The following is a 22,310-nucleotide window of genomic DNA, read 5'->3' on the forward strand; positions in this document are numbered from 1 at the left end:
AAATAAAATTTGTGTAAAGCTTTGTTATTAAATGCTAAAAACCACCATAGGTGCTCATACCCGCACCTTGATAGTTACTATAAACATGTTGGTAAATAACCAGTTCCATATCAGCTAACTCATCATCAGGATATGGTGCTTGAGGTAAATATTGAAGGCTATCACCGATAATTGTTTTAACTTGTGATTTAACCTGCGTACTTTCACGCCATCGGTCAACTTTTAGCTTTTCTTCTTTTAAAATCTCTAAAGTTTTCTGGGCAACCTTTTTAACTTCGGCTTCTTCTTTCTTAGAGAGCGTTGACTTTTTAAGTAGATCAAAGATGGCTAACGACTCTTCATTTAACCCTTCACGAGCGGCTCTTTCTACTTCAGGGGTAATCACGTTAGCCCAATAGTCTTTAACATCATCAAATGCCTTTTGAACAGCTTGTAAGTCCTTTCCTGCATTATATTCTTCGATGATTTGCTTATATTTATCATAAAACTCTAAACGAATAGGATTCTGCTGAATCATCTTTTGTAATTGCTGTTCTATGGCTTCTTGCAAATTAAAAACTATAGCATTTTTTTGAGTTGATTTAGCAAACGCGGCTTGTAACTTGTCAAAGTCTAATGTACTTAAATCAACATAATCGTCATCAGACTTTGTTGTTGTTTTAGTGCTAACACTCATACTCACTTCTTGTTGAAGTTTACGCATAATGTCTGAAATATCTGCTGACTTGGTATTTTGGTTTAATTGAGTATAAATCGCTTCAATAGCGTTAAATTCTTTTGTGTAAGGCTTGATCCAATCTGAAGGATATTGTGCCAAGTATTTTCTGAAAACATCCCTTGCCGCGACTTCAAATTGAGTACGTGTTGTTTCATTCAAACACACTGCATTTGCTGCTTTATTTAACTGTCCCAATTTTTCCATTGCTGTTGGTGCATTAACCAATTCATCTAAATTAAAATCGACTTCAGATAAAAACTCTTTAACCGCTACAATGGCTAAAACAAGTTCAGCTTCTAACTCTTCTAATTTTCCCGCAGGATTACCACTCCCTCCACCTTTACCACCTGGTTTAGACTTTCCACCTTCACCGTATACTGAGTAGGCTTTTTCTAATTGTTTATAAACATTACCGTAATCAACAATTAATCCATTTTCTTTTTCATCATCATAAACACGGTTGGCACGAGCAATTGTTTGCATAAGCGTGTGGCCTTGAATCGGTTTATCAAGATATACCGTTGATACACACTGTGCATCAAAACCCGTAATCCACATTGCACATACAAAGGCTAAACGAAATGGGTTATCTTCATCTTTGAATTCTTTTTCGAGATCTCGTTCAACAACTTTCTTGCGATGAGTTTCAATATCTAAGCCAAGCTTTTTAAATTTCTTAACTTCATTTTGCTCACTGCTCACTACCACACATACTTCAGTATTTTTTACTCGGTCATAGTGTTTTTGTATAGTAAGTGCTTGTTGTTCATCTTCTGCGTCCATTAAACGCTGTTTTAGCTCTTTTAAATACTCAGGCCAGTATGACATTACCAAATCGTACATACGCACGGCTGTGGGCTTATCAAGCGCCACAAACATTGCTTTACCTTGATAGCCCCTATCATTAAAGTGCCAGACTAAATCTTTAGCTATTTTATCTAACCGATCATCAGAAGTTAGAATGGGGTAATCTCTAGCGAACTCTCGTTTCAGCTTTGCTATTTGGTCTTGATCGAGATCTTCGTTATTGATGATATCGGCCATCCGCTGATCCAAATCAGGGTTTTCTATATCTAGCTTTTCACCCCTATTGAAATATCTAAGCGGTAGCGTCGCACCATCAGCTATTGCCATTTTAAAATCATAAACAGAAACATACTCACCAAATATATTTTTGGTCAGTTCTACCTCTTCAGCAATGAGTGGCGTACCTGTAAACCCTAAGAATGAAGCATTAGGAATTGCTTTGAAACGCATGTTGCGAGCAAATTTACCACCTTGAGTTCTATGCGCTTCATCAGAAATAACAATAATATTTTTTCTATCTGATAATTCTGGATATTCGGTTTCTTTTTTAGGATCAATTGAAAATTTATGGATAAGTGAAAATACATATCGATGATTTTCCGCCATTAATTCCCGTAAATGATCACGGCTTTTAGCTCTTATGCCACGCTTAGGCAGTTGTTCAGGTATGGCTCCACAGCCAGAAAATGTATCGTATAATTGATTTTCCAATTCAGTACGATCAACAACAATTAAAAAAGTATAACTTCCACCAAATTTACGGAGTATTTTTTGAGTCAAAAACACCATTGAATATGACTTACCAGAGCCTTGCGTATGCCAAAAAACACCTAATTTACCTTTTAAATCTTCAATGTTTCTTGTTTGATCAACAACCTTATTTACACCAATAAACTGATGGTTTTTTGCCATAAGTTTAATAACATCATCACCTTCACCATCAAATAACAAAAAATTTTCAAATAAATCCAGTAAACGTGTTTTATCACATGTACCTCGAAGGATAGTATCTAGGCTAACAACACCTTCATCATTTTCTTCGATGCGCTTCCATTCTAGGAAGAACTTATACTTACTCGTTACAGTACCTACACAGGCGTCTGTACCATTACTTAAAATAATAAATGCATTACAATGCAAAACTTCAGATATAGTATCTTTATAATCGCTGAGATTATCGTCATAAGCATGTCGCAGGTCTTGATGATGTGCTTTAAGCTCAAAGAACACGAGAGGTATTCCGTTAACAAAACCAACAATATCAGGACGGCGATTATACAATTTACCAACTACTTCGAGTTGCCTAACTGCTAAAAACTCATTTTTAGTTGGTTCATTAAAATTAAAGACTTTTAAACGTTTTTTTTGCAATATGCCTTTATCATCTTGATAACTAACTTGTACACCTTTAGTCAGTAGCTGATGCTTGATTTTGTTAATAGCCCCTAAACTTTTATCAGCGATAACTTGAATAATTTCTGTTATACCGCTTTGATAGGCAAGCTCAGGTAAGTTGGGATTTAATTTTTTCAATGCTAGTGTGAGATCACGAACTAAAACAACTTCCGATTTATTAGCACGACCAAGTAAACCATCACTTCTATCGCCTTTTACGGAAAATGATTCTTTGTGCCAAGCTGTTACTACTTTCCAACCTAAGTCTTCAAGCACTTCTTGTGCAGCATTTTCTACTAAACCATCTTCAGAATACTCATAACTCATATCAGCAATGTCCTTATTAATTATTTTTCTGTAACCTTTCTAACAAATTTACAGGTAATTCAACTTGTTCGATATCAATCATTCCTGTCATTAGTCGAGGAAGTAAAATATTACGAGACTCATTCAAAAGTTGAATTTGTTTAAGAAGATTATTTATATTTTCAAAAATTGGTCGAGCATATTCATCAAACTTTTGAATCAAACCATTTTCTCTCGACGGTAACTTTGGCTTAAAAGATAAGATCTTTGAAGGTGAAGTATGCTTTACTGTTGCGCCAGAAGAAGAGCCAACAACAAAACCTCTATAAGACTGGTCTTGAAAAAGCATATAATAGAAATACTTAGGAAAAAAATTTTTGTCAACGGGTAACACCTTCCCAAGTCGTTGATTGTGTAGAAACGTTTTACTACTTTCAGGAACCAACAGAGGATAACCAAGCGTGTCTGCTTCTTTACTCAAATCAGTCATGGTTACTAACAAATCATGTAATTTCAAAATATACTCTTTGGGATTTTCTGCGGTCTCATCATAATATTTAACCTTATTAAGCTTTAGACCCCCACCAATTTTGAAATTACCTGGCGTTAATAATACTTTAGATGTTTCCTCTTCTCTAAAAAATTCACCTTTGTACGCATATCCATGTTTTATAGTTACTACGTCATTTAGATTCCAAATATCCCAACCTTTTGGCAATTTTGTTTCAGAATCAATAGGTGTATTTTTGTAATCTGGAAATTTACAGCGAACAAACCATTCTTCGTATGTAATTTTAGCTGTCTCTTCAAGTAGTTTTATACGCTTTTGATTATTTTCTATTAAGTCATCATAAGCTGATAAAATATTGCCAATCTTGAGCTGTACATCAATTGGAGGACACGGGATTTTTAAATTTTCGGCATCATCAACCTTTATATGAGGAACTGTTGCTCCAAAAGCAATACCATGCACATAGCCTTGAATCGCATCGCTTTGTAAAATATAAGCGAGGTACTTCCAATCAAGTAACGCAGGGTCTGGTCTATAATGAAATAGTCTTTGGCCTAGAAATACATTTTTATCATTAGATGTAAAGCGGCCAACATTACCTACTGGTGCTTCTCTTGAAAATATAACATCTCCATATTCTGGCTTTGATCGGCGAGTCCACTTTATAAAGGTTTCTTCTTCAACATACCTAACGGTATTCAAATCTATAAAACCGCCACCTACATTGGTTGTTCTGATCATTTTGTAAGGGGTTACATAATCCACAACAGGTGCTGTTTTATTGACACAATCAATTGCTAAAATACAAAGCTCTGATATTGGTTTTGATTCCCAAATCATAGTTTTACACCCTGTATAAAATTCATTAAATCATTGGCAGAATGATTTAATGAATTTAATTCTTTATTGATTTCAGAAATTCTAAATTTATAATCAAACTCTTCATCAATTTGTATTTTGTAGCCCACATAACGTCCAGGCGTTAAACTAAAGTCATTTTCTTTCACTTCATCTTTGTTAACTATCTTGCAGAATCCCTCAATGTCCTGATATTCATTTTCAGGGAAATTCTCCAACATAAACTGCCAATCTTTTACTTGCTGTTTATAGTTTGATAATGACTCTTTTAACACTTGTCGATGTTCTTTAATAATGATCACTAATGAGCGTAAAAGCTTTCCATGCTCATCAAGTTGTTTTTTCTTAGCTTTATTTTTATCCGTATTTTTATTATCCAGCGCAGATAGCTCTTTTTTATCTTGCTCTAAAGCAGTTTGATATTCTTCAAGATGAAGGGTTAGTTTTTCTACTGGGTTTTCAAATACATGTATCAGGGTTTTACACTCGTCAAACTCAGGCTCACTTGGTACTTTAGAAAAAATAGCAAGCTCATCGACTACGTCAGTAAAATCTAACGATACGGATTTGTGCTCATCTAATATTTCTTGGCATTGTTGACGAAGTAAATTTACTTCCCTAGAAATTTCAGTTGCTAGTTCTATTGCATTTTTCTGGTGTTTTTCGTTACCATCGGCAATAGCCCTACTATCTCCACGGTATGATTCCATAACTGTACTAAAGTTCTGCAATTGACCTAGTGAAAAATCATTAATGGTATTGGTAACTACTCGGAAAGTATTTCGAGCATCAATCATTAATATTTTATCTTTATTTACTCTAGGTTTACCTTTATCTAAAAACCAAACATGACATGGTAATGAGCGGGTATAAAAGAAGTTATTACCAACAGAAACGATGCAATCGACATCGCCTGTTTCAACCAGTTTTTCACGAATATTTTTTTCCGTACTTCCAGCGTCAGTAGCTGAGCTTGTCATAACAAAGCCAGCCCGCCCATTTTTATTTAAATAGCTGTGAAAATATTGAATCCACAAATAGTTACCATTATCTGCATTTGGAATACCTACATCTTTAAACAAACGTACATCATTTTTAACGTAGTCTTTTTTCTTATCAACTTTTTTTACGTTAAATGGCGGGTTAGCCATTACAAAGTCACATTTACCTACCAGGTTGTGCGGATCAGAATAAAAACTATTATCCTCAATAATCTTCCCTTCAATACCATGTATTGCAAGGTTCATTTTAGCTAAACGGGTGTTATTAGATTTAAGCTCGGTTCCGTAACAAGTAATGGCTTCATTAATTGATTTAACCGATTTATTTTCTTCTAGAAAATGACCTGTTTGTACGAACATACCCGCTGATCCACAAGCAGGATCGTGAATAATGCCGTGATCTGGTTTTATCAGGTTAACAATAAGTTGTACTAACGACGGTGGAGTGAAGAATTCGCCGCCTTCTTGAGCACCCGCGCCATCCATAGAGAACTTCATTAAGAAAAACTCATAGATCCTCCCAAAAACATCGCCCGTTAGATTTTTAACCGAGTCCTTGTTAAAAACACGTATAAGTTCGGATAAAAGATCTGTATCCATTTCTTGATAATTCTTAGGTAAAACGCCTTGTAAGTCTGGATACTCATTTTCTATTAAACGCATTGCTTCATTAATAGCTTCATCAATGGCTTCACCCTCAGGTAAATCAGCTAAATAATCATATTGCGACTTCTCAGGTAACATCATTGCACCTTGAGCTAAAAAGTCATCTTTAGTTGCTGATCTTTTACCACGAGGCCCCTCAGGAATACTTGCTTCGACTGCGCCTTTTGCTTGATCATATCTATTTTGTGCATAACGAAGAAGAATTAAACCTAATACAGGATCTTTATATTCAGCAGCGGTAAGTTTTGAATTAGCACGTAAGGTATTTGCGCTATCCCATAAATCGGTTTCTAGTTGTTTGATTTCTTGCTGATTCATTTATTTCAACTTCTTTAGTTTGGTATCCGTAAACGGATTGAATTATTTATTGCCAACTTGAGGAAAAATCTGCACTTTTTGATGTTGGCTCATTCTTTGGTTTTTTCATTTTTACGGTCATTGGAAATGGAAAATCAACACCTAATAATAGTGCTTCTCCTTGACCTAATACAGGTAAAAATGAAGCTGAGCGTTGGTCTATTGCACCAACGGCTTTTTTAACAATTTCTTGGTCAAATTGATTCGTCAACCTATGAACGATAAGCGTACCAATTTGGCTCAGAACATCTTCAGGTATGTCGCGTGGCCTTTGTGTGGCAATTACAGTGTTCAAGCCGTACTTTCGCCCTTCTTTAGCTATATTACCAAAAGCATCAAGTTCAAATCGACTAGTATCTTCACCGACTTTCTTATTAAGAAATTGATGTGCTTCATCAATGAATACTAATAAGGGTTCTTTATGGTTGATTATACCTTTTCTTGCGACTGATAAGAGTTTTCTACCAATAGCATTGACTAATATTTCACGAGAATTTGCTTCAAAGGGCACTTCAGATAAATCTAAGCGAATTATTTTTTGATTATTTTGAGGTGAACAAAAACTATCAATCAAGTCTGGAATGGTTAAAAGCTTAGGATCTGCGTCTATCATCCATTTTAAATTAGGATTATCGGCATAAGCTTTGATTCTAGAAATAAGGTTGAGGCAATGACCTACATCGACTTCCGTTTTTCCACCCCAGATTGTAGGGTCTGGCATTCTATTACTATAACCCGTAGGATAAACACATTCGTGAATAATTTGATCCGCTAATCGTGAAAACCCCCAATTAATTGGTTTGTTCTGAGCATTTATACTTTGTGCAATTAATTCGTATGGGGCTTTGATTTTTTCCGCTTTACATATTAAATAATCACTTGTTATATTAAGTCCTTGTGGTGGTGCTTGCCAACATTGAGTGACAACTTTTTGACTTAAAATTGCAGCTTCTAATTTAGGTGATTGACTTTGTGCTGACGGTCTTAAAAAAGCACGGATATCAGAATCAGTAAATTGCCAATGTGGAAAAGTTACCTTATTTTGAGCTGTTGCGCTTGGATGCTCACCAACGTAATAACTTAAGCAAGGTAGAGAGCTATATTCTCCCGTTGGATCTATGATGATCGCTTTACCACCTGCCTCTTGCACCTGTTCGATAATATTCATCATCGAAAAACTTTTACCACCGCCTGTTGCGCCAAGGATAGCGCAATGTCGGGAAAAAAGTTTTTCCGGTGTAACATGAATCGTTACTGAATCATCATGAGGTAAATTAGCTAAAGGAAGATGAATTTGATTAGCCAAATCTTCTTGTTTACCCTCTGCAAGTAATGACACTAAATATGGATGTGCAGAATAGAGCTGACTACCTAAACGAGGATGTTGTTTTATACCTTTGTAATTTCGACCATTAGAAGGGTTTAAGCTTACTAAGATTTGAACTAATCCAATAGGATGATTTTCAGTTGGCTTATCTGCCAATCCATCAACGCTGAGACGTTCACCCCCTTCAATCCAAACTTTAACTAGACGACCTAAAACAGCTGTTTCACCAACGTCTATAAACACAAACTCATTAACTTCGCCTGCGGCAATTCTGTTACCAAATGACCAACTCGGCTCTCCAGATCCTGCTTTAGATAAGTTAACGATTATTTCAGTCGCTGAAACATTAATAACACTACCTATTCTTCTAGTAGAATCGTAAGGTGAAAACCATTCTTGAAATTCCATTTAAATTAGCACCTTATTTAACATTTGCGGCGAGCTTTTCAAATAATTTAAATAAATCATCTTCAGGGCTTTTTGTTCTTCGATCTGGTAATAAACTTGAAAACTGTTCAAAGGTTGAATCTAAAATCGCTATTCTGCCATCCCCATGATCTATTGCTGACATCAGCAGCTGCCTAATATCACTATTAAAAGAACCACTTTCATTAAAGGGGTCTTTAGTCGCGACCATCAACATAAACTCTGGATTAGTTCTTAATGCCATCGTTAATGCATTATTGATATGTTTATCATTAAAACCAAAACCTAAACAAAGCACACCTGTTCTAGGTTTTTTAACTGCATCTAAAAATGATGCCATCATATCTAGATATGGTGAATCGTAGGAGGTTTGATATTTGCTGCTACTAGGATAAATAAAAACAGGATCACCATTTTTACTATCCGCAGATGTTTTTCGAATCCGACCATTTATTTTACGCCAATCAACAGAACCATGCATTTTATATAATTGAAATACATTAGGAAGGTATGCCCCTTCGCTATTTAATGATTGCCCTCTATTCACTATGTCATAGTTAAACCACATAGGATTGAAATAAGAAGGGCTTGAATATTCAAAACCATCTATTACAACAAACCCTGTATTTGAAGCGGCATGTTCAAATGCTAAATCATAATTTGTAGTGAAAAGTTTTAACCTTTGTTGTTGGGCGCTTCTTCTGCCAACAGCACGAATAAATTTATCGTGACTTACCCACTCTGAATGACCTTGAATAAGATCAGTAAAGTTAGTTTTATCGAGTATTATTTGTTTAGCTTGTTCTAAAAATTTAGTTACTTGAGCCGTTCTTGTATCAGATAAATTTCCTACAGCGAGAGCTGAATCACATAGAGATAATAAAAGCTCAATGTCAGGCTTAGCCTTGCCATCAGCTTCTTTTAATAATTGCAGTGTATGATAATTCGTAGCATTAAGCGTTAATTCAAAGAGTTTTGAGTCAGCTAATCGGCAATATTCCCACAAGTGCCACATACTAGGCGCTATTGGTGGAACTACATTGGGCTTATTAAATGTTAAAGATGTACCTGAACCCGCTAATATCACTAAATTATCGATATCTAGAATTTTATTAATAAATCGAAAGAACGACTTTAGTCCATCGTTTTCCTCTTCATTATCTAAATCAATCTCAAGAGGCTCTCGAATACCAGAAACATTATCCTTTTTTATATCCGAAGAAATAAATTTAATCTTAGACTGGGTGCTCATTTTCATCCTTAAATTCTAAACAATTTCAGTTAATCATTATTACCGTGGCTCAAATCCATTTCTGGCAGTAATTCCTGTACTGTGCAGTTCATCACAACTGTCATTTTATATAATTTGATTATCGTAATATTAACAGTGCCATTTTCGACCCTACTTAGGTAACTTTGATCAATATCTGCCGAGAAAGCCAAATCAGCTTGACTCATATCTTTTTGCACCCTCATTACTTTAATGTTTTTACCTATAATTTTCGCAAAATCATCCATTTACAAGTCTCTGGGATAAAAGAGTTAATATCCCACATTGCTTTGACTTTCACGATTGCATATAATCCACATTTTATGCTTATATGCATAATTATGGGCATTTTACTATATTAGTTGGGATTTATGCATGGAAACTATCAAATTAAATAAGACATTCATCAAAATCATATCTATGCCTAATATTAACCACTTTTCAGCCGTTGAAATTAGAACTGCATATATTGCAGTAACTAAAGATGAAAAGTTAGTTCCTGCTGAAGTACGCCGCTTCATATATGAAGAGCTATTAAAGTTAGAAAGAAGGGGTTGGATAGAAAAAGTGACATCAATAAAAAGAAAAGTAACACGTTATTCTAAAACTGAGAGCTTTAATTTTTTAGAAAGTAATGAGTTAGATTTTGTGAAATCAAAAATAATACAAGTGCCAACTAACTCAATAAAAAAAGAGTTTTGTTTTAAGGTAAATCAATATAAAAAACAGTTAATTGAAGGGCTTGGCTCTGTTGAAGAGTGTCTCAGATTACGAGGTATATACCCTGAACTATACACTGTTTTAAAAAGAAAACATGACATTTTAAAAGAACAAAACCACATGTTAATAGGCAAAATAAAGATTTTAGATGATCTAATCAACCAACATAAAGAGACATAATTAATGAAATTAAGAAATTGGCAGTCTGCCTGCATTGATGCAGCAATTTCAAAATATAAAAATATAAAAAAACACTTTTTGGCTCTTGCGACACCAGGAGCTGGTAAGACAGTTATGGCATCAGTGCTTGCTAAAAAATTATATGACCTGGGTGAGATTGACTTGGTACTTTGCTTTTCACCATCATCAATAGTCTCATGCGACTTTAGTGATACTTTGAGTGAACAATTTGATATGCACTTTGATGGCACGATTGGAGCAATTGGAAACTCTTATACATACCAAATACTTGATAAGTTAGATGAAAAAGTCTGGCGATTATTTGATAAATACCGAGTATTCGTTATTTTTGATGAGATTCACCATTGCGCTGGTTCTAATGCCAAAGACTCTAACGTATGGGGTGAAGCAATAATTAACAAAATTAAAGATTTTGCGACATACACTATAGCGTTAACAGGTACTCCGTGGCGCTCTGATGCATTGCCAATCGTGCTTGCTGAATACTGTGATATATCAGGTGAAATTCAATGTGACTATAGTTATGGTCTTAAGGAAGCTATTAAAGACAATGTTTGTCGCGTACCTCAAGTTATTGCTTTAGACAATGATCAAATAACTGTAATTGAGGGCAACAAAACCAAACACTTCAACAGCTTTTTAGATCTTTTATCAAAATCGATAATCCCTTACTCTCAGATCGTCACCAATAAAATGGTGATTAAACAGCTCTTGAATAATGCTATTGCCAAACTCGATGAGATACGTCAAGTAAACAAAAATGCAGGGGGATTAATTGTAGCCTCCTCTATTTCACATGCTTGGGAGATACAATTGATTTTAAAGAAAATGATAGGCGAGACAGCACTCGTTGTAACAAGTAACGAAGATGACTCCAATAGTATGATTAAAAACTTCCGCTACAATTCAAACAAGTGGATTATTAGTGTGGGTATGATATCTGAAGGGACTAACATTCCACGACTGCAAGTGTGCTGTTATTTATCAAATGTAAAAACGGAAATGTACTACAGACAAGTATTAGGTCGTATTTTAAGAGTCACTAGATCTCAAAATCAAACTGCCACTTTATTCATGCCCGCAGAGCCTAAGCTGGTCGAATACGCCTATCGTTTATCGCAAGACATACCAGAAGGACTAACAGCAGTAAAGTTTGCACAAATTAATGAAGAAGTAACCGTTGATGACATTGACATAGTTGAAACAGAAGAAGTGGATATTCTAAGTGAACCGGAAGAACACCTCATTGATAAACCAATAATTGACGTTAATGATACTGATAATGACACCATTGATACTATAGAGGATATTGAACCTTTAGATATTCACGCCCCTGTTGAATCACATAACAGCATGATGGGGATCTTTGGCCAATTCTCTCATAAAGAGCTTGAAATTGATGGTTTTGAGAATTTACTCATATCAGATCAATCACTAGCCAAACTCAATCAATACAATACAGAAGCGTTTTAACATGACAAATGGCACAGAAGCTCCTTATTCACTAACCTGGGGTTACCCAAAAAAGAGAAAGATTAGGCCCTAGATGTAAAACGGATCAAGTTGATCTATGTTCTGAGAATGTAGGAATTTTTGAACTTATTTTAATTGATAGCCATTCAAATTCCAAAAAAATTATAGATATTCTTGTCCAAATCCACCTCAAATGTGTTAACTTATCGTCTAAATGAATGTTTCATCTAACAGTGCTTAATTAACAGGCAAAACACTACATATAGTGCTTTTTCTTATTTAACAACACTATTTTTGGTGATACAATTCGCCAATGAAACAATATAATCAAACAATGTGGATAGTAAAATGAGAAATAATAATACAGCACTGGCTTCCAACCGACCCACCCACCCAGTGAGACATATTTTCTCAGCACATAATAAAATTTAATAATTTTACTTAACCCTCCTAAATCTCAAACTTAATATATCAATATAAAGCCTAGCAATGTTCTAGGCTTTTGCTACTACAGCAGTGTAGTCCCAAAGGAATAAAAACATGACGTATACCACGTTTAATCAAGTACCTAATAACGCTCTTTTAGAGCCAATGTTTTTAGGTAATAGCGTTAACGTTTCTCGCTATGATCAACAACGTTATATTGCTTTTGAAAAATTAATAGAAAAACAATTATCGTTTTTTTGGCGTCCAGAAGAAGTTGATGTATCTAAAGATAGAGCTGATTGGCAGAGCCTAACTGATTCTGAAAAACATATTTTTATTTCTAACTTAAAATATCAAACACTATTAGACTCAATGGCTGCACGCTCTGTTAATGCCGTATTACTTCCTTTAGTCTCTTTACCCGAAGTAGAAACATGGGTAGAAACATGGGCCTTTAGTGAAACTATTCATTCTCGTTCTTACACGCATATTTTACGTAATTTATTTACGGACCCCGGTGAAATATTCGATGATATCATCGTTAATCCTGCCATTTTAAAACGTGCTACTAGTATCGCTAAGTTTTTTGACGATGTAATTCTTACTACGCAATTATTACAATCTCAGGGCGAAGGTACTTATGAGGTAGAAGGTAAAACAGTAGAAGTTAGTACAAGAAAACTTAAAGAACGTTTATATCTTGCTGTTTGCTCTGTTAATGCACTAGAGGCAATCCGTTTTTACGTGAGTTTTGCTTGTTCATTTGCTTTTGCAGAACGTGAGCTACTTGAAGGCAATGCCAAGATTATAAAGTTAATTGCGCGCGATGAAGCACTTCATTTAACCGGCACTCAACATATTCTTAATAATTGGAGATCAGGTAAAGATGACCCTGAAATGAAGATTATTAGTGAAGAACTTCGTGATGAAGGATTACAAATTTTCTTAGATGTTGTTGAGCAAGAAAAAGAATGGGCTCAATATTTATTTAAAGATGGCTCAATGATCGGGCTTAATGCCGAAATTTTAAATCAATATATTGAGTATATTTCTAATCAACGTTTAACCGCTATCGGTTTTGATGCCCCTTATGACATTAAAAGCAATCCGTTACCTTGGATGAATTCTTACCTTGTTAGCGATAACGTGCAAGTAGCTCCACAAGAAACTGAGATATCAAGCTACCTAGTTGGTCAGGTTGATTCATCCGTAGATGTAGATGATTTTGATGGCTTTGACTTGTAATACAAGCAGATGATATTTGCCTTAGTTAACGCTACTTAATAACTATGAAAGTAATACATGCGCCCCAAAATTTGAAAAATGCTATTAAACTGATGCCAAAAATTAACGTTCAGGGAAAAGTTGTTCATTATGAAAATAATGAACAGACTTTACTCGATTGTTTAGAGTCGGCTAATGTAGAAGTACATTATCATTGTCGTGATGGGTTTTGTGGTGCATGTCGAGTAACTTTGCTAGAAGGAGAAATTAACTACCCTTTAGGTGAGCCTTTAGCTTATGTCGGAGACAATGAAATTTTACCCTGCTGCTGTGTACCTGTAACTGATATTACCCTGTTAATAGACGAATAGTACCAACCCCATACGAATACTTTCATCACTCGCTGCTTAGCCCTGATGATAACTACAAAAAAAGTCGCTAATACCATTCGACTTATTGCCATAAACCTTGATTTCCACTTAATTTCTTTATCTTGAGTAATAATGTAGGTAACAACAGCGAGGATGAATTACATACCAATTGCATCAATCTGCACTAAATCACTCTGGTCGATAGTGATTACATCTTCATCATCTATAAGTGAAATAATTTGAGCTGGGTACTCGTCAATTTGAGCAATAGTTAAGTCACTGAGGAATTGATCATTTTACAAAATATTCCTATTTATTATTTTACCTTGTGAGCTATAACATATGACGAATTTAAATGAATGCAAGAAACACAATATTAAGTTTATCTAAATTTACTGCATTGAAAAACATAGTTAGATTAATTAAATATAGCAGTGAAAAGGTTGTTTTTTTTGCAAAAAAAAAAAGCGTAAGAAAATAATTTCACTTACACTTTTTAAGAAGTCATCGAGTGGACTTTTTTAACACTACAGCCGGAAGATAAAGATTTTAGCGTGGTAGATAAAAGACCATCACTAAGCAAAATAACGCTATAAGCCAGAAAGCTTTAAAAAAAAATCTTACCCCTATATTTCTATCATTTGGGTGTTTATCGGGCAATTCCATACCACAATGCTGACATTGATTGTTTTCGCCTTCACAGGTATTTTCAGTTTGACAAAACAAACACGTTTTAGTTGTTTGGCTCATACTAGTTCCCTTTTATTATTCATTTGTGAGCAGCTACTGTGAAGTCAACTGATGATACAATTGCGGTAAACGTAATGGTAATTGAGCTGGTCTTAATATTTGAGTAAAACCATCATTGCCAAATAAATAGGGTAGGTATTCTTGTGCATCAACATCAATTGTTATGCAAAAAGGTTTGATACCTAGTCGTTTTGCTTAATTAATTGCCTGATGAGTATCTTCAATGCCAAAGCGTCCTTCATAGTGGTCGATATCATTGGGTTTACCATCGGTTAAAATTAGCAAAAGTTTGTCTGCCGTTTTTTGTTCACTAATAACCTTGGTCGCTTGACGAATTGCTGCGCCCATTCTTGTGTAAAACCCAGGCGTAATCGCTTGTATGCGTCCTCTTACATGGTCACTATATTTTTCGTTAAAGTTTTTCAACATAGTAAAACGAATATTGCTTCGTTTTACCGAAGAAAAGCCGTACATAGCAAAATTATCACCAACCGACTGTAATGCTTCACCAAACAGTAATAGGCTGTCTTGCACTACGTCAATAACACGATTGTCATTATCTAAATGAGAATCCGTCGACATTGATAAATCAGCTAATAATAAACAAGACAAATCACGATTATTACCTCTATATGATTTAAACAACCCTTTTTCCGCTGTTGCTGCCGTTTTACTCTCAACATGAAAATCGAGCCAAGCATTTAAATCAAGCTCTTCACCTTGAGGTTGAGCTTTTAGCCAATATTTAACACTGCGTAACTGTTCAAATTGTGCTTGAATCATTCTTGCGGTTTTTTGCAATTTCACCGGTAGTTTTGTTGGCGTGGCATCACGAGGTAACATAGGTTGTAATAAACAACGATCTTCTTGCAATGTTTGCGTTTTATAATTCCATTCCGGTAATTTTATCCCCTCACCTAGCGGAATATCATCTTGCGACGCCGAAGGTAAGTCTAAATCTATTTTTATTTGACCACTTTTTTGATGTTCTTGTTTCTTGGTTAAGGTGATTTTGTCTAAATCATCAATGGTGCTTTGATAATCTTCTTCATCTTCATCACTGTCATCTTTACCACGATCCATTTTTGAAAACTCGCTCCAAGAGAACAAACTTTCAAGACGAAAGATCATCATACCACCGCGACTATCATCAGAATCTACACGTTCAGCTTTTTTCCTTGAACTCTGTGCTTTTTTAACTGATTTTTTCTCGTCATCTTGATCTTCGTTATCATCTGATAGCTCATCTTCATCAATATCTGCCATCAGTACATCATCACTGCTAGCAGAAGGATAAAGCCATAAATATACCGCTTGTGGAGCAAAATTTACCACAGGGAATTCGTTAACGGAACCAGGGGTTAGGATGGCATCCCTGATTGACTGCTCCATCGTTCTTTCTATTGCAGGCATTTGATCCAGCGGTAGACGCATATCAACAAATGCTTTGGCTAAACGTCGGTATCGGTTATGTAGCGCAGGGAATTTTTCTAATACGGTGACCACTAAAGCTTGATTGTCTTTAGCCCAGTGACGAAAACTACCGCTATGATGGGCCGCTAGAACAGCTAACCAAATATAAAGATCATAATTAAGTGCTTTGTCATTAAATACAGCCAATGATTCAGGTAAGCGTAAGCTTTCTTCATCTTGCCAGGCAAGACTTACGAGTTGGTTATCACCCGATATTTTTTGCAGAAAACTTTTACGAGTTAAATACTCTCGCCCTGTTGCCGCTTCAACACGTTTAACAACATCACCACCTAGCGCTCGAAAAACCATCGCGACTGATTTACTTACTTGATCAAAATTTACTCGTGCATCGTCAAATTCAGGATTTGCTTTACGAGTAATATATTTATGCCAAAGTCCACCAACCCACTCTTCCATAACCGTAATACATTCATTTAAATAAATAGTAGTTATATTGTATCAATAAAATGACCCTTTGCCGTGATGTGGGTCAACAGAAGTTACTTTGCTTTATCAAAATTTAAAATGGGGTCAGTAAAAAGTAGCAGATCTTTCCCGCTATAAGGTGTTTTTACTTGCGTAGAGCCAAGCAATGTATGGCTAAACTCTATTTGTGTATTTCAATATGCTCTTGTACGTAACAAAAAAATACGATTTAAATCTTATGATTTTGTCATTTCCTGCTTCGACTCTATGATAAATAATAAGATTAAATAGTTAAATAGTTAAATAGTTAAATAACCTTTAGGGGTAAACGAAGAAAGGGAATTAAAAAAGAGGTGTTTTTCTCGCCATTGCTCGAGAAAGATTTAACATGCCGATCAAAATAAACCCAGCATGCAAAGTCACAAAATAAATTAATCCAACCATGATCGACATTTGTAGTTGCGAGGTACAATAAATAACCACTAACGGCACTACAGCAAGTAAAATACCCGCTAAAATAGAAAGTTGTATAGTTCTTATGAGGTGAATTTTTCCGATACCTAGATTTCGTATTCTTATTTTATCATCAACTTGGCCTTCTACACTTTCGTGGTAGACTTTTTTTTGCTGATATTGACGATAATAGTAAAGTAAGACTAAAAAACATATGCCGGGTAATAACAGTAAATTTGCTAGGTATAAAGATTGACAGATTACCGCGAAGTTTCCACTTGGGTTAGGACTTCGATTAATCATACTCCCATCCTTGATATAATGATCGAGTGAAAGTAAATACGCTAACAACCTTACACTACTCATCGCCGCGATTGAAATGCTTTACTTTCTTTTAAATAGGCGAACAAAATTTAACCTAGAAAGTTCAATGGACCCTAAGTTAAATAGATGACAGAAATAATTAAAGGTAACAGCGTAATATAGCTTAAAAATAGTAAACGCCAAAACTTAGGAGCGTTTTTAAGTTCCATAAATATATCAACAATTTGTTGACCTTTTATGACGACAATAACTAACGCTGCAATTGTATAAAAGCTTTTATGATCAACAAATTCAGGTAAATAAATGGCAATAACACTCAAAGCAATAAGTAAAAGCCAACTCTTTGTTGCCGCCGCCATATTAACGGTTTTATTATTTTTCACTACATTACCCTTACGCATAATTTAAGTTGTGTAAAATTAATAATCAGATTCGACTAAATAACATATATCAACGGAAATAAAATAATCCACAATAAATCTACCATATGCCAATAACTAGTACCGGCTTCAAAGCCAGAAATCTCGTTATTCTGATACTTACCATGCCAAGCGCTGTATGCAATGAAAGCTAGGATTACCATTCCCAATAAAACATGCATTAAATGAAAAGCAGTTATTAAAAAGTATAAGGTGAAGAAAGTATTCGTTTCAATTGTTATACCTTGTTCAAATAATGAAAGGTATTCCCAAATTTTGACCGAAATATAAATGATAGCAAAAGCTTTAGCTGTTAATAATAAAAGCACAGCTTGTTTAGCTTGCGCTTTATGTATTTTAGTCAATGCGATAGCAACAAAAAAACTACTTGTGATTAACGCTATGGTATTAATTAAACCTGCCGTTTGATGTAACTGAGCTTTACCTTGGCTAAACATTTCTGCGTTTAGCTGTTCACTTACCGAAAAACCAATAAAAAAAATGGCAAACACAGTTAGCTCTGCCAAAATGAAAAACCACATGGCTAAATCACCAGGCAGTTTTTTATCTGGGAGTTCAATCGCTATTGATGGATTGGTCATATAATTTCTAGATAACTAATCGAAGTAAATTCTAGCAACATCCATCAAAGCTTGCACCGTTTGAGGGTCATCCGTTAATGGCTCAGCCAAACAGCAGCGACAAACATCTAACGGGTTCATACCTGAGCTCATCATTCTGGCAGCATAAATTAGCAAGCGTGTTGAAGCGACTTCATCTAAATCATTTTGTTCTAATCGGCGTAATGCACCAGCTAGCTCAACTAATTTAAAAGCTAGGTGAGGTTCAGCGCCAGCTTCTTTTATCAGTATTTGCTGTTCAAGCTCTGCACTAGGGTATTCAAAACGTAGCGCAACAAAACGCTGTCTAGTACTGGCTTTCATGCCTTTTAATAAATTTTGATAGCCTGGGTTATAAGAAACCACCAACATAAAGCCTGGAGCAGCTTCAAGCAGCTCTCCTGTGCGTTCTAAAGGTAATATCCGGCGGTCATCAGCTAAAGGATGTAAAACGACAGTAGTATCTTTACGTGCTTCAACGACTTCATCTAAATAACAAATGCCGCCTTCACGTACGGCACGTGTTAATGGACCATCTTGCCAATACGTACCATTTGGACCAATTAAATGTCGACCGACTAAATCTGCTGCGGTGAGATCGTCATGACAAGCCACTGTGTATAATGGTTTATTAAGTTTTTCGGCCATATGGGCAACAAAACGTGTTTTACCACAGCCTGTTGGGCCCTTGATTAATACAGGAAGTTGGTGTTCAAAAGCATAGTTAAACAATGACACTTCATTGCTTTGTTCTTGATAAAATAATTTGTCAGTTGCCATGGGAGACGATTATCTGTGGTTATTAAACTTGATGCTAAAGTACCCTGCTATTGACCAAAGTACAATTACCCAAAGCCGCTTCGTTGATAAAGATCAATGACAATGGCAAAAAATAATCATTATCGTTATGCAATAAGCAAATATAAGCTTGGCTATTAAACTCGCATTCGTTAAAATCACGTTATTCGTAGGCGATTATTTTTAATATCGCTCTAAGTTCATCCTTAATTTCGGTACTATATGAAGCTGTTTATTGAATATTTTCCCCTTCTGCTTTTTTTTATTATTAATTCAATCGCAGGGATTTACTGGGCTACTGGAAGTTTGATTGTTGCCGCTTTCGTGCAAATTTTTTACTATAAAATCAAAAAAGAAAAAATCCCCGCTAAACAGTGGATAATTTTTGGTTTGATTGTTGTTTTTGGCGGCCTAACAATATATTTGCAAAACGATGCTTTTCTTAAGTGGAAGGTGACCATTATTAATGCTTTTTTCGCTGGTGCATTATTAGTGAGTAATACCTTTTTCAACAAAAATATTATTAAAGAATTTTTAGCTGAGTCGTTATCACTACCAGAAAACATTTGGTCTAGACTAAACCTCGCTTGGGCTTTGTTCTTCCTATTTTGCTCGGGATTAAATTATTATATAGCCTTTAATTACGATCTTGATACCTGGGTAAACTTTAAAGTGTTTGGCTTAACCAGCTTAATGTTTCTTTTCTCTATCACTTCTATTTTGTTTCTATACAAGTATTTAGAAGTAGAAGAGGAAGAGGTAAATGATACAGATATCGTTAATAATGAGAACCCTAATAAATCTACTTAACAGCTCTGTTTAAAATGAGCTAACTCAACCTATTGTTTAAAGGAATACATTCCATGTTTTATGTTATATACAGTGAAGATGTTGAAAACTCACTCAGCTTACGCCTATCTGTTCGCGATAAGCATATTGCGCGTTTAAAAGACTTACAAGCTCAAGGGAAGTTGTTAATAGCCGGCCCATGCCCTGCTATTGATAGTGAAGATCCTGGTGAAGCTGGATTTACTGGTTCATTAATTGTTGCAGAATTTGATAGCTTAACTGCCGCACAAACATGGGCAGATGAAGATCCTTATATCAGTGCCGGTGTTTATAAAAAAGTAACGGTTAAACCTTATAAAAAAGTATTACCTGCTTAACAAATAGAATAAACAGTTAAACTTAGCCCTACTGTTTGCTAGTTCACTTACAAGAGAATTAGCACTTTAGCGTAATTAAACTCATATCAACTAGAGCTTATAACCGAAAAATGATCCGTAATAAAATACTTTTAGCATCAGCACTTTTATGTCCTTTATTGATGATTTTCCCTGTTCACGCGGCAAAAAACATTAAAGAGTGTCAGCAACAAAATGCTGAAAAAATATCCTCGGCTCCAATGTCTAGGTGTTTAGATGGTGTGATATCCCTTGTAGATCGAGAGTTACAAACTTGGGTGAATTTACATACCTTTAATTTAGAAGAAAAAGCCTTAGTAAATGGACGTTACTCTGCCTTAAAAATGTTTAAGCGTTCGCAAAGTAACTTTATTACTTATAGGGAAAATGATTGTCGTTGGCAATATCTAGCTGTGTCCCCCGAAAGAGGTGCGGACTTGGTCTATAAAACGTGTTATGTGCAATCAAGTCAGGGCAGAATCACCGAACTCAGTAAAATTATAACGACTAACCCCATTCCTTAGTAGGTTAGCCGAGTAACGCCTTATTCAAGCTATTAATCAGCTATCAATCAAGTAAAGCTTGCTCGGTTTTATCAACCAGTTCAACTTCATCACTTAGCATTACAGCCATCCAGCGACCTTCTGGTGAGCTTTCTAACCCTATCTTTAATATCATGGTCAGTGGCACACTTAACAGCATACCTACAGTACCAAGCAACCATCCCCAAAAGATTAGAGATAAAAAAACAACTAAAGTAGATAGCCCTAAACCTTTACCTAGATATCTAGGCTCAATAATATTACCCATCACCATATTTATTAAAACAAAGCCTAAACCGATAGCACCAGCCTCACCTATGCTTAATTGTAATATAGCGAGCGTCATTGGCGGAACTGCAGCAATAATAGAGCCGATATTTGGAATGTAATTAAGTAGAAAAGCTAACACTCCCCAAAGTAAGAAGAAGTCTAAACCAAAGATCCATAACATCAGTGACACAATACAACCCGTGGCAATACTAACTAGTTTTTTAATGGCAATATATTGATTTACCGAAGATAAAAACCGTTCAATTTGCTTTAAACGCATTTGAGGATCATCTAATGCTAAATGTAATTTATGTGGAATCGTCGATGATTCAAACAACATAAAAACAACAGTTAAAATAATCAAAAACAAGTTTGTCATCACAGAGCCAAAACTTGATAACATATCAGCCGCTAACCCCATCGCTGCAGCAGGATCAAAATATTCAGTCACTATCGATGAAGAAAGTTGGATGTCATGACTATTAAGGAAACTTGTTAACCAAGTAAATTGTTCTTTGAGCTGTACTCGGTACTGAGGTATCTGCTGTGAAAGTTCATTTAAAGAGCTGCCTACTAATCCCGTTAAAAACACAGCCATAGTAACAAAGACAACGATAACAAAGATGATAGAAACAGCCTTTGGTATTTTATACTCACTGGCTTTATTGATTAATGGGTTACAGATGATTGCGATAAATACTGATAGTAAAAACGGTACTAAAATATTAGCCGCGGTTTTAATACCCGCAAAAATGATAAAAATAGCGGCAACTGTTACAAATGCTTTTGCAATAGAGCTATGATTTGAACTTGAAACCATGAAAATTATTCCTTAACTTTTTATCGTTTCAATATACCTTATATAAGTAAATTACACTAATTTACTTATGCTTAAGTCCAAGTAATCAATTAGTTATGTACTCACTTTAAATCGAATATATTATTAGATTGCCGTTAGTGCCCTCAGCAATCAGTTGAGAGCACTTATCACTTA

20 protein-coding genes are annotated in these 22,310 nt (G+C 35.3%); 7 read left to right on the forward strand and 13 right to left on the reverse strand.

The genetic code is table 11. From position 1 onward, the window contains the following. Positions 1 to 34: 34 nt before the first annotated feature. The 6 genes from ESZ36_RS00360 to ESZ36_RS00385 are packed head-to-tail and all read right to left on the reverse strand — an operon-like array spanning position 35 to position 9,890. Complete coding sequence (locus tag ESZ36_RS00360) at positions 35 to 3,247, reverse strand: type I restriction endonuclease subunit R (protein WP_146781964.1); 3,213 nt, start codon at positions 3,245 to 3,247, stop codon at positions 35 to 37. Positions 3,248 to 3,263: 16 nt separating this feature from the next. Then, positions 3,264 to 4,577, reverse strand: coding sequence for a restriction endonuclease subunit S (locus tag ESZ36_RS00365; RefSeq protein WP_146781967.1), 1,314 nt, complete (start codon positions 4,575 to 4,577; stop codon positions 3,264 to 3,266). After that, entirely contained in the window at positions 4,574 to 6,580 is a 2,007-nt protein-coding gene (locus ESZ36_RS00370) for a type I restriction-modification system subunit M (protein ID WP_146781969.1), read from the reverse strand. Before ESZ36_RS00370 ends, ESZ36_RS00365 begins: the two co-directional genes overlap by 4 nt. A gap of 46 nt (positions 6,581 to 6,626) precedes the next feature. Beyond that, positions 6,627 to 8,354 carry an ATP-binding protein gene (locus ESZ36_RS00375; protein ID WP_146781972.1) on the reverse strand — a complete coding sequence of 576 codons (1,728 nt, stop codon included), beginning with the start codon at positions 8,352 to 8,354 and terminating at the stop codon, positions 6,627 to 6,629. 13 nt (positions 8,355 to 8,367) lie between these two features. Continuing rightward, positions 8,368 to 9,624, reverse strand: coding sequence for an SIR2 family protein (locus ESZ36_RS00380; protein ID WP_146781974.1), 1,257 nt, complete (start codon positions 9,622 to 9,624; stop codon positions 8,368 to 8,370). A gap of 29 nt (positions 9,625 to 9,653) precedes the next feature. After that, positions 9,654 to 9,890 carry a helix-turn-helix domain-containing protein gene (locus ESZ36_RS00385; protein ID WP_146781977.1) on the reverse strand — a complete coding sequence of 79 codons (237 nt, stop codon included), beginning with the start codon at positions 9,888 to 9,890 and terminating at the stop codon, positions 9,654 to 9,656. A 127-nt stretch (positions 9,891 to 10,017) separates the two neighbouring features. On the opposite strand from ESZ36_RS00385, the gene ESZ36_RS00390 reads away from it, so the two are divergent. The 4 genes from ESZ36_RS00390 to yfaE all read left to right on the forward strand — a co-directional run bounded on the left by ESZ36_RS00390 (position 10,018) and on the right by yfaE (position 14,057). Further along, complete coding sequence (locus ESZ36_RS00390) at positions 10,018 to 10,542, forward strand: hypothetical protein (RefSeq protein ID WP_146781980.1); 525 nt, start codon at positions 10,018 to 10,020, stop codon at positions 10,540 to 10,542. Between the two features lie 3 nt (positions 10,543 to 10,545). Beyond that, on the forward strand, positions 10,546 to 12,036 hold the full coding sequence (locus ESZ36_RS00395; RefSeq protein ID WP_146781983.1) for a DEAD/DEAH box helicase: 1,491 nt from the start codon (positions 10,546 to 10,548) through the stop codon (positions 12,034 to 12,036). 540 nt (positions 12,037 to 12,576) lie between these two features. Then, the gene (gene nrdB / locus ESZ36_RS00400; RefSeq protein WP_146781985.1) at positions 12,577 to 13,707 is read left to right on the forward strand and encodes a class Ia ribonucleoside-diphosphate reductase subunit beta; all 1,131 of its coding nucleotides are present in this window, start codon (positions 12,577 to 12,579) and stop codon (positions 13,705 to 13,707) included. 92 nt (positions 13,708 to 13,799) lie between these two features. Continuing rightward, on the forward strand, positions 13,800 to 14,057 hold the full coding sequence (gene yfaE, locus ESZ36_RS00405; protein ID WP_146781988.1) for a class I ribonucleotide reductase maintenance protein YfaE: 258 nt from the start codon (positions 13,800 to 13,802) through the stop codon (positions 14,055 to 14,057). A gap of 549 nt (positions 14,058 to 14,606) precedes the next feature. Here yfaE and ESZ36_RS00410 read toward each other — a convergent pair. The 6 genes from ESZ36_RS00410 to ESZ36_RS00435 all read right to left on the reverse strand — a co-directional run bounded on the left by ESZ36_RS00410 (position 14,607) and on the right by ESZ36_RS00435 (position 19,302). Beyond that, positions 14,607 to 14,807, reverse strand: a complete 201-nt coding sequence (locus tag ESZ36_RS00410; RefSeq protein ID WP_146781991.1) for a DnrP protein — start codon at positions 14,805 to 14,807, stop codon at positions 14,607 to 14,609. Between the two features lie 195 nt (positions 14,808 to 15,002). Further along, positions 15,003 to 16,697 (reverse strand): nitric oxide reductase activation protein NorD, encoded by a 1,695-nt coding sequence (locus ESZ36_RS00415; protein ID WP_211357741.1) that lies wholly within the window; start codon positions 16,695 to 16,697, stop codon positions 15,003 to 15,005. Between the two features lie 351 nt (positions 16,698 to 17,048). Then, positions 17,049 to 17,462: a hypothetical protein gene (locus ESZ36_RS00420; RefSeq protein WP_146781994.1), complete on the reverse strand. Its 414-nt coding sequence runs from the start codon at positions 17,460 to 17,462 to the stop codon at positions 17,049 to 17,051. Between the two features lie 134 nt (positions 17,463 to 17,596). After that, on the reverse strand, positions 17,597 to 17,866 hold the full coding sequence (locus ESZ36_RS00425) for a cytochrome C oxidase subunit IV family protein (RefSeq protein WP_170235745.1): 270 nt from the start codon (positions 17,864 to 17,866) through the stop codon (positions 17,597 to 17,599). A gap of 53 nt (positions 17,867 to 17,919) precedes the next feature. After that, a complete protein-coding gene (locus ESZ36_RS00430; RefSeq protein WP_246128934.1) occupies positions 17,920 to 18,504 on the reverse strand; it encodes a cytochrome c oxidase subunit 3 family protein in 585 nt (194 codons plus the stop codon). A 15-nt stretch (positions 18,505 to 18,519) separates the two neighbouring features. Beyond that, the gene (locus ESZ36_RS00435) at positions 18,520 to 19,302 is read right to left on the reverse strand and encodes a CbbQ/NirQ/NorQ/GpvN family protein (protein ID WP_146782000.1); all 783 of its coding nucleotides are present in this window, start codon (positions 19,300 to 19,302) and stop codon (positions 18,520 to 18,522) included. A gap of 240 nt (positions 19,303 to 19,542) precedes the next feature. On the opposite strand from ESZ36_RS00435, the gene ESZ36_RS00440 reads away from it, so the two are divergent. The 3 genes from ESZ36_RS00440 to ESZ36_RS00450 all read left to right on the forward strand — a co-directional run bounded on the left by ESZ36_RS00440 (position 19,543) and on the right by ESZ36_RS00450 (position 21,028). After that, a complete protein-coding gene (locus ESZ36_RS00440) occupies positions 19,543 to 20,130 on the forward strand; it encodes a septation protein A (RefSeq protein ID WP_146782003.1) in 588 nt (195 codons plus the stop codon). 53 nt (positions 20,131 to 20,183) lie between these two features. Beyond that, positions 20,184 to 20,486, forward strand: coding sequence for a YciI family protein (locus tag ESZ36_RS00445; protein WP_146782006.1), 303 nt, complete (start codon positions 20,184 to 20,186; stop codon positions 20,484 to 20,486). Positions 20,487 to 20,596: 110 nt separating this feature from the next. Next, positions 20,597 to 21,028 (forward strand): lysozyme inhibitor LprI family protein, encoded by a 432-nt coding sequence (locus ESZ36_RS00450; protein WP_146782009.1) that lies wholly within the window; start codon positions 20,597 to 20,599, stop codon positions 21,026 to 21,028. Between the two features lie 43 nt (positions 21,029 to 21,071). Here ESZ36_RS00450 and ESZ36_RS00455 read toward each other — a convergent pair whose 3' ends face one another. Further along, positions 21,072 to 22,136, reverse strand: coding sequence for an AI-2E family transporter (locus ESZ36_RS00455; protein WP_146782013.1), 1,065 nt, complete (start codon positions 22,134 to 22,136; stop codon positions 21,072 to 21,074). Positions 22,137 to 22,310: the final 174 nt, after the last annotated feature.

Origin of the sequence: Colwellia demingiae, assembly GCF_007954275.1 — a bacterium.
Classification (GTDB): Bacteria; Pseudomonadota; Gammaproteobacteria; order Enterobacterales; family Alteromonadaceae; genus Colwellia; species Colwellia demingiae.

Bases quoted from the DNA above. Each gene is read 5' to 3' on its own strand.
- ESZ36_RS00430 (WP_246128934.1), bottom strand. From the start codon at position 18,504: ATGACCAATCCATCAATAGCGATTGAACTCCCAGATAAAAAACTGCCT.
- ESZ36_RS00415 (WP_211357741.1), bottom strand. From the start codon at position 16,697: ATGGAAGAGTGGGTTGGTGGACTTTGGCATAAATATATTACTCGTAAA.
- ESZ36_RS00450 (WP_146782009.1), top strand. From the start codon at position 20,597: ATGATCCGTAATAAAATACTTTTAGCATCAGCACTTTTATGTCCTTTA.
- ESZ36_RS00370 (WP_146781969.1), bottom strand. From the start codon at position 6,580: ATGAATCAGCAAGAAATCAAACAACTAGAAACCGATTTATGGGATAGC.
- ESZ36_RS00390 (WP_146781980.1), top strand. From the start codon at position 10,018: ATGGAAACTATCAAATTAAATAAGACATTCATCAAAATCATATCTATG.
- ESZ36_RS00365 (WP_146781967.1), bottom strand. From the start codon at position 4,577: ATGATTTGGGAATCAAAACCAATATCAGAGCTTTGTATTTTAGCAATT.
- ESZ36_RS00360 (WP_146781964.1), bottom strand. From the start codon at position 3,247: ATGAGTTATGAGTATTCTGAAGATGGTTTAGTAGAAAATGCTGCACAA.
- ESZ36_RS00385 (WP_146781977.1), bottom strand. From the start codon at position 9,890: ATGGATGATTTTGCGAAAATTATAGGTAAAAACATTAAAGTAATGAGG.
- ESZ36_RS00455 (WP_146782013.1), bottom strand. From the start codon at position 22,136: ATGGTTTCAAGTTCAAATCATAGCTCTATTGCAAAAGCATTTGTAACA.
- ESZ36_RS00375 (WP_146781972.1), bottom strand. From the start codon at position 8,354: ATGGAATTTCAAGAATGGTTTTCACCTTACGATTCTACTAGAAGAATA.
- ESZ36_RS00395 (WP_146781983.1), top strand. From the start codon at position 10,546: ATGAAATTAAGAAATTGGCAGTCTGCCTGCATTGATGCAGCAATTTCA.
- ESZ36_RS00440 (WP_146782003.1), top strand. From the start codon at position 19,543: ATGAAGCTGTTTATTGAATATTTTCCCCTTCTGCTTTTTTTTATTATT.
- ESZ36_RS00445 (WP_146782006.1), top strand. From the start codon at position 20,184: ATGTTTTATGTTATATACAGTGAAGATGTTGAAAACTCACTCAGCTTA.
- ESZ36_RS00435 (WP_146782000.1), bottom strand. From the start codon at position 19,302: ATGGCAACTGACAAATTATTTTATCAAGAACAAAGCAATGAAGTGTCA.
- ESZ36_RS00420 (WP_146781994.1), bottom strand. From the start codon at position 17,462: ATGATTAATCGAAGTCCTAACCCAAGTGGAAACTTCGCGGTAATCTGT.
- nrdB (WP_146781985.1), top strand. From the start codon at position 12,577: ATGACGTATACCACGTTTAATCAAGTACCTAATAACGCTCTTTTAGAG.
- ESZ36_RS00410 (WP_146781991.1), bottom strand. From the start codon at position 14,807: ATGAGCCAAACAACTAAAACGTGTTTGTTTTGTCAAACTGAAAATACC.
- ESZ36_RS00380 (WP_146781974.1), bottom strand. From the start codon at position 9,624: ATGAGCACCCAGTCTAAGATTAAATTTATTTCTTCGGATATAAAAAAG.
- yfaE (WP_146781988.1), top strand. From the start codon at position 13,800: ATGCCAAAAATTAACGTTCAGGGAAAAGTTGTTCATTATGAAAATAAT.